This window comes from Mycobacterium sp. (assembly GCF_036488105.1).
In the GTDB taxonomy this organism is placed as follows: domain Bacteria; phylum Actinomycetota; class Actinomycetes; order Mycobacteriales; family Mycobacteriaceae; genus Mycobacterium.
This window is the reverse complement of sequence record NZ_DASXHW010000550.1, coordinates 1-7,475: the sequence shown is the minus strand read 5'-3', so window position 1 is coordinate 7,475 and position 7,475 is coordinate 1. Positions and strand designations below refer to the sequence as shown.

Annotated in this window: 5 protein-coding genes and 1 pseudogene; 4 read left to right on the top strand and 2 right to left on the bottom strand. The window is 67.0% G+C overall.

Annotated elements, in window-relative coordinates:
- The 3 genes and pseudogenes from VGH54_RS28920 to VGH54_RS28910 all read left to right on the top strand — a co-directional run.
- Nucleotides 1–270 (top strand): annotated as a pseudogene (locus tag VGH54_RS28920) (primosome assembly protein PriA); the annotation flags it as partial.
- Between the two features lie 134 nt (nucleotides 271–404).
- Nucleotides 405–560, top strand: a complete 156-nt coding sequence (locus tag VGH54_RS28915) for a hypothetical protein (protein WP_325685422.1) — start codon at nucleotides 405–407, stop codon at nucleotides 558–560.
- On the top strand, nucleotides 557–802 hold the full coding sequence (locus tag VGH54_RS28910) for a hypothetical protein (RefSeq protein ID WP_331515603.1): 246 nt from the start codon (nucleotides 557–559) through the stop codon (nucleotides 800–802). Before VGH54_RS28915 ends, VGH54_RS28910 begins: the two co-directional genes overlap by 4 nt.
- A gap of 15 nt (nucleotides 803–817) precedes the next feature.
- Here the strand turns inward: VGH54_RS28910 and VGH54_RS28905 are convergent, their stop codons facing one another.
- Entirely contained in the window at nucleotides 818–4,069 is a 3,252-nt protein-coding gene (locus VGH54_RS28905; protein ID WP_331515604.1) for a LuxR C-terminal-related transcriptional regulator, read from the bottom strand.
- 294 nt (nucleotides 4,070–4,363) lie between these two features.
- On the opposite strand from VGH54_RS28905, the gene VGH54_RS28900 reads away from it, so the two are divergent.
- On the top strand, nucleotides 4,364–5,743 hold the full coding sequence (locus VGH54_RS28900) for a cytochrome P450 (RefSeq protein ID WP_331515602.1): 1,380 nt from the start codon (nucleotides 4,364–4,366) through the stop codon (nucleotides 5,741–5,743).
- Nucleotides 5,744–5,759: 16 nt separating this feature from the next.
- On the opposite strand, the gene VGH54_RS28895 is transcribed toward VGH54_RS28900, so the two are convergent.
- Nucleotides 5,760–7,475, bottom strand: a 1,716-nt coding sequence (locus VGH54_RS28895) for a LuxR C-terminal-related transcriptional regulator (RefSeq protein ID WP_331515601.1), incomplete at its 5' end; no start/stop codon positions are given.

The window sequence follows — 7,475 nt, the reverse complement described above, 5'->3', positions numbered from 1 at the left end:
GACGGCCCCGGAGAGGCGGTGACGGCGTTGCTCGAGGAAATCCGGCTACCGGACAGCGCGGAGCTGCTGGGACCGGTGCCGTTGCCGGCGGGCGCACGGCGACCGCCGGGGATCGCGACCGACGTGCCGGTGAGCCGAATGCTGGTGCGGGTGCGCCGCGAGCAGGGCCTGGCGTTGGCGGCCGAGTTGCGCCGCGGCGTCGCCGTGGTCAGCGCCCGGCAAGTTCACCAGCCGGTCCGCGTGCAGATCGACCCGCTGCAGATCGGCTAGGGGACTGCTCGTTACTCGGCCGCCCAGCGTGTGTCGGTGAGCGAAGTCCATGCTTTCCATGCGACGATGCGAAGACTGGCCGAGCGCCAATGACGCCCACCGGTCTTTCTTTCCCGTGTCGAGGGAGGTCAGATATGGCAACGATCGCAGACACCACACGAATCGGGCGCTGCCTTGTTTTTGTGCGCGATCACCTCAACCAGGCCCGCGCCGCCGGCGACGAGATCCGGGCCATGCAGTGGCACGCGGTGATGGATGAGTTCATCGACGCGTGGCCTCGGTCGGCGTGATCATCCAACCCGTCCACTGCACTGAGATCGGTTGCGCCTGTCCCGGCAATCGCTGGTGGACCGGCTGGATCGGACCCCGTGAAATCCATGTCGTCCCCATCGAAGATCTGCAGCCACATCACGTCGAGGAATGCGGCTGCGACCCACAGATCACGCTGCATCTCGGGGGCGATGGATTCGCGTCGTGGCGGGTGATCCACGACAGCTTCGATCGCCGCGAACTCAGTGAGCAAGCGGGCTAGTACCGCTGTGCCACGTCAGGCGTGCCGGGCCGCTTCCTGGGCTAGTTGCACGCGGGAGGTCAGGCCGAGCTTCGTGTAGACGTGGGTGAGGTGGGTCTGCACGGTACGGGGTGAGATGAAAAGCCTTGTCGCGATGTCGTTGTTGGCCAGTCCTTCGCTAACCAGTCGCACCACGTCGCGCTCGGTGGGGGTGAGTGAGGCCCAGCCGCTGGTGGGTCGTTTGCGTTGGCCGCGGCCGCGTTGCGCGTAGGCGATCGCCTCTTCGGTGGATAGTGCCGCACCCTCCGCCCAGGCTGAGTCAAAGTCGTTCTCGCCCATCGCATCTCGTAGCGCCGCCACCGACGCTTCGTAGCCGGCGTCATAGATTTTGAACCGCACCGCGCCGATGCGGAGCCGGATGGCAGCTGCCGCGGCGAAGAGGCGCGCCGCTTCCCGGTAGCTGCGCGCGTCCACGGCCAGGGTGGCGAGGCACTCGAGGGGCTCGGCGCCAAGGTGCGCCTCGAGTTCGGCCGCTATCGCGAGCGTGTCATGGGCGTCGCGTTCGGCCTGCTCTGGCTCGCCCTGTGTGATCGCCACCCGCGCACGCGTGTTCAGCGCCGACATCACGGTCCATCCCGTCGCTGTCGCGACTGCTTCGTCGGCCCAGCGCCGAGCGGCGATCTGATCCCCGCCCGCCAGTGCGGCCAGCGCAATGATAGGGCGCAGGAGCGCCGCATACGCCGGCGAGCCACTGCCGTGTTCCCAGGCCGCCGCCGTCGCGTCCCGCGCCGTCCCAACATCGCCAGCGGCCAGGGCCGCGTTTCCTAACGCGAAATAACCAACACTGGCGACGAGCGCGCCAAACTCGGGTGCGGACTCGAGGCTGGCGTCGGCCGCGGCGCGGGCCGCGTCCGTCTCACCCTGCAGCGCCAGCACGGTGCCCTGGTGCGCGAGGCTCGCCGCCGCATGGAACCCATCGTGGCCGGCCTTGGCCTCGGCGGCCACCTCGCCCAATTGTGCGACGGCTCCAGCCAGATCGCCCTGGTAACTCTGTGCCAAACCCAGGCACATGCGGCAGTGGCGCGAGTTGAATCGGTCACCGATCGCTTCGGCGACGTCGCGTCCTTCTTCGGCGGCCACGCGCGCCGCGATCGGGTCACCGGCGGCGATCGCTGCGCTCGCCTGCCAGGTGAGGATCTGGCTTAGCCGCCGCCTATCGTGCAACTCCCGGGCGAGTTCAATCGCCTCGGCGAAGTACACCCCTGCCACCTCGGCGTTGTAGCCGGCGGTAAGGCCGCAGGCGGTCAGCGCCCTGGCTAGCACTGCACGGTCATCGATGTCACGCGCGAGCGCCAGAGCTTGCTGCGCGCGATCCACGCTTTCGGCAGCGCCGGATAGTAAATAATGTATTGCTGTGTCTGCCAGCGCCCGAGCGCGCACCGCGGCCGCCACCTCGGCGTCCTGCGCGACCTCACGCGTGAGGACGGCGTCGAACCAGGCCAGCCCTTCACGCCCGCGGCCCCGCGCCTCCCACAGTGGCTGCAGCGAGGACGCCAGCGCCAACGCCAGCTCGATCTCGGAGTTTTCTCGGCTCCACCCGAAAGCGGCGCGCAGGTTGTCGATCTCGGTCTCGGCCTGATCGAGACGCTGCTCATAATCAGTGCCGGCCGGCGCATCCAGCAGCGCCGCCAGCGCCGTGTAGTAATCGCGGTGGCGTGACCGGACGGCGTCGGCCTCGCCGGACTCGCCGAGTTTTTCCAGTGCGTACTGACGCACGGTTTCCAGCAGCCGATAGCGGGTTCGGCCCCGGCTGTCGTCGGCGACCACCAGCGATTTGTCGACCAGCAGGGTGAGCTGATCCAGCACTTGATAGCGCTGCACACCGCCGCCGCCGGCGACGGTTTGGGCGGAGTCGAGGCCGAATCCGCCCAGAAACGCCGCAAGCCGGCGAAACAGCACTCGCTCGGGTTCGGTCAGCAGCGCGTGCGACCAGTCCACCGAGGCACGCAGTGTCTGCTGGCGGCGTACCGCGGTGCGCGCCCCGCCGGTCAATAACCGGAACCGGTCGTGCAGGCTGTCGAGAATCTCGGCCAGCGACAGGGCGCGCACGCGCGCCGCCGCGAGCTCGATCGCCAGCGGCAACCCATCGAGGCGCGCGCAGATCTCGGCCACGATTGCAGCGTTGTCATCGGTAACGATGAATTCGGGCCGAGCATGACGAGCCCGGTCGGTAAACAGTTCGATCGCCTCATCGCCCAGCGACAGCGACGGCACCCGCCAACTCACCTCGCCGGCCACACCGATTGGCTCACGGCTGGTGGTCAAAAAGGTCAATCCCGCAGCGGCGCCGAGCAGCGCATTGACCAGCGCCGCGCTGGCGTCCAGCAGGTGCTCGCAGTTGTCCAGCACGATCAGCATTTGATGGTCTGCGACAAATCGGTTCAGCGTGTCCATCGTGGAGCGGCCGGGTTGGTCCGGCAGCCCCAGCGCGCGGGCGACCGTGATTGGCACAATCTCGGGGTCGGTGATTGGTGCCAGATCCACATACCACACCCCATCGCCGAACTCGCCAGAAAGTTGGCCCGCGATCTGGATGGCCAGTCGCGTCTTACCCGCTCCACCGGCACCGGTCAATGTCACCAACCGGTTCCCGCTCAGCAGCTCGCGTACTTGGGAAAGCTCGGTGTTGCGGCCCACGAAACTTGTGAGTTGGCCAGGAAGATGTTGAGAAACAACGGCTTTCAAGGTGCGTAGCGGCGGGAACTCGTTACACAGATCCGGATGGCACAGTTGCACGACCCGTTCGGGGCGGGGAACGCCGCGCAACTCATGCGCGCCGAGATCGGTCAACCACACGTCGGGCGGCAGCATGTCGACAACTAATGCCACAGTCGTGCCCGACAACAGGATCTGGCCGCCATGCCCGAGATCGCGCAGCCGCGCCGTCCGGTTGATGGTAGGGCCGATGTAATTTCCTGCATCGCGCAGCTGCACCTCACCGGTATGCAGACCGATGCGCAATCGGATCGGCGCAAGCGGGGCACGCTGCAGTTCCAGCGCACAGGACACCGCGTCACTGGCTCGCGCGAATGCAACGACGAAGCTGTCGCCCTCACCTTGCTCCACCGGCCGCATCCCACCATGAGCGGCGATCAGATCCGATCGTGCAGCATCCAGCCGCGCGAATGCAGCTGTCATCTCGTCGGGACGGGTTTCCCACAGCTGCGTGGAGCCCTCGACGTCAGCCAACAGCAACGTCACGGTGCCCGTCGGTAACAGCCCGCTCACGCCCAGCTCGCTCCAGTCCACCAGCGGCACATCCGCGCGTGGATCGATGTCGCTCATGCTAGCCAGCATGCGGCCACCACGGACCGCAAAACATCAGCGCAAACGCGCAGATTTGCGGCCAACGGAATATACGACCCCGCTTGGCGCGGATCTACGCGCCTTGGCCGACGTTCTGAGCCTGCTGGCGCCGGATAGTCGAGTCAACCGTCGGACCCAGCGGATTTAGGTAGTGCACTACTTATGTCCTCAGGGCTGGGCGTTGACACAGTTAGTTGTCCAGAAAGGTTGACGGCCATGCTTCAAACGCCTGTACCGACCGATATCGCCAAACTGCCCTTGGCGCCGAGGAATCCGCTGCCTTATCGCGACCAGCTCAGGGCCGTGCGGTCGCTGATCGACGGACATCAGGAGTTGCTCGATGCCGGCGGCCCGATCACCCGAATCGTGCTCGGGCCCAAATGGCTTTTCCCGACGGCGGTGTTGATCGCATCGCCGCAGGGTGCGCGCGACGTTCTGGGCCGCACCGACGAGATCGCCGATCGCGGCGGAACGACGACCGCGATCCAGTTGCGCCAACTGATGGGTGGCAATCTGCTGGTCCTGCCGCACCATGAATGGTTGCCGCGGCGGCGGACCCTGCAGCCGATGTTCACCAAACTGCGGGTCCGGCGCTACGCCGGCCACATGGCCGCGGCGGCACAGACGCTGGTCGACGGCTGGTCCGACGGCGCAACAGCAGACCTGGACACCGAATGCCGCGCGCTTACTTTGCGGGCGCTCGGCCGGTCTGTGCTCGGCATGGACCTTGACGGCCGGGCCGACGCCATCGGACAGGCGTTGCGACCCGCCGTTTCATGGATCGCGGACCGCGGGACCCGGCCCGTGAATCTGCCGCAATGGGTGCCCACCCCCTGCCAGCGGCGGGCACGTAGGGGCAATAGGACTCTGCATCAGCTTGCCGCCGAGATCCTTGCCGCGGTGCGAAAAGATCCCGACCGGGATGCGCCACTTGTGCGTGCCTTGATCACCGCAACCGATCCGCAAACGGGCCAACCACTTTCGGACGATGAGATCTGCCACGAGCTGGTGCTGTTCATCCTCGCCGGCCACGACACCACGTCGACCACTCTCGCGTACTCACTCTGGGCGCTTGGGCTTCACTCCGAAATCCAAGACCGAATGTTCGATGAAGTCAGCGCACTCGGTGATCGGCCGCTGACCCCTGACGACGTGCCCCGGCTCGGTCACACCGTGCGAGTCCTGCACGAGGCCCTCCGGCTATGCCCGCCTGCTGCTGGAACGCCCCGCATGCTCAACAAGGATGTGACCGTCGACGGCTATCGGCTGGAAGCCGGCACCATGGCGGTGGTCAGCTTCTACGCGATGCACCGAGACCCGCAACTGTGGGACCGCCCGCTGACATTTGACCCGGATCGGTTCCTGCCGGAGCGATCGCAGGGCCGAAGTCGTTGGCAGTACTTGCCGTTCGGCGGCGGACCTCGTTCATGCATCGGCGACCATTTCGCGATGCTGGAAGCCACCCTCGCACTGGCTACCATCATCCGCGGCGCCCGGATCGAGTCGGTTAAGGGCGACTTCCCCCTGGCCACACCGTTCACCGTTGTCGCTGCCGAGCCAGTCGATGCGCATGTTCACGCACGGAGATCCGGCTAGAACAGCGAGAGCAGCTTCAGGTGTGCCGCGCCGCTTCCTGGACCAGCTGCACCCGGGAGCTCAGTTCCAGCTTGGTGTAGACGTGGGTCAAGTGGGTCTGCACGGTGCGGGGTGAGACGAAAAGCCTTGTGGCGATGTCGTTGTTGCTCAGCCCTTCGCTGACCAGTCGCACGACGTCGCGCTCGGTCGGCGTGAGTGAGGCCCAGCCGCTGGTGGGTCGTTTGCGTTGACCACGGCCGCGTTGCGCGTAGGCGATCGCCTCCTCAGTGGACAGGGCCGCGCCCTCGGCCCACGCGGCGTCAAAGTCATTGTCGGTCATCGCATCTCGCAGGATCGCTACTGACGCTTTGTAGCCGGCGTCATACACCTTGAGACGCACCGCACCCATACGCTGCCGGATGGCATATGCCGCGCCGAAGAGGCGGGCCGCTTCGCGGTGACTGCCGGCATCGCCGGCCAGAGTGCCGAGGCATTCCAGGATGTCGGGGATGAATACATACGCCTCGACTTCGGCGGCGCCCGCAAGCGCCTCGTGGGCGTCACGCTCGGCCTGCTCTGGCTCGCCTTGTGCGAGCGCCACGCGGGCGTGCGTGGTCAGTGGGTCCCACCCGAATATGCTGGCTTTTTTCGATACAGCATCGTCTGCCCAGCGGCGGGCCGCGACAAGATCCCCGCTCGCAAGCGCGGCCTCCGCACTGAGGAACCGCTGCACCCCTGCCGTCTGTGGCACGGCACTCACGAGCGGCCAGCCGGCCTTGAGCGCGTCCTGCGCCGCCGCAACATCGCCGGCGGCCAGGGCCGCAAAAGCCAACACGTGGTAGGCGGCCGCCGCTTTAAGCCCGCCCAACTCGGCAGTGGCCTCGACGGCCTCAACGGCGGCGGCTCGGGCCGCCGCGGTATCACCCTGGTACCCGAGGGAGACACCCAGGCCCACGAGGCTATCCACCCTCCAGATCTCATCGTGAGCTGCCTCGGCCTCGTCGGCCACCGCGGCGAATTGTGCTACCGCACCGGCCAGATCGCCCTGATTAATTTGTGCGACTCCGAGGTACCACCGGCACCGGCGCGCATCGAACCGGTCACCGATCGCGTCGGCGAGATCGCGTCCCTCCTCGGCAGCCGCACGGGCCGTGATCGGGTTACGCGCCACAAGTCCCACCACGACTTGCGCGACGAGGATCTGGCTGAGCCTCCACCGGTCGTCCAAATCCCGGGCCAGGCCGCTCGCCTCGGCCAAGTACGCCCCGGCCGCCTCTGCGTCGAAGTAGGCGGCGACGTAGCCGCGCGCGGTGAGCGCCCGGATCAGCAATGCCGTGTCGTCGACCTCGCGGGCGATCGCCAGGGCTTGCTGAGCCTGATCCTGGCACTCGGCCGAGGTCACCCACACGCCGAGGGTGGCCATATCCGCCAGCGCCCGCGCCCGCACCGCGGGCGTAACCCGACGCTGGTGCGCGTCGAGGTCGGTGAACGCGGTGTCGAACCAGGTCAGCCCCTCCCGGAGGCGTCCCCGCGCTTGCCACAGCGGCTGCAACGATGACGCCAGCGCCAACGCCAGCTCGACGTCGGATTTTTCTCGGCTCCACGAAAATGCGGCGCGCAGGTTGTCGATCTCGATATCGGCCTGCTCGATGCGCTGCTCATAATCACCGCCTGCTGGCGCGTCGAGCGTGGCCGCCATCGCCGTGTAGTAATCGCGGTGACGCGCGCGCACGGCGTCCGCCTCGCCGGACTC

What these genes read in the sequence shown, in the direction of transcription:
- VGH54_RS28915 (WP_325685422.1), top strand. Translation starts at nt 405, where the DNA reads ATGGCAACGATCGCAGACACCACACGAATCGGGCGCTGCCTTGTTTTT.
- VGH54_RS28900 (WP_331515602.1), top strand. Translation starts at nt 4,364, where the DNA reads ATGCTTCAAACGCCTGTACCGACCGATATCGCCAAACTGCCCTTGGCG.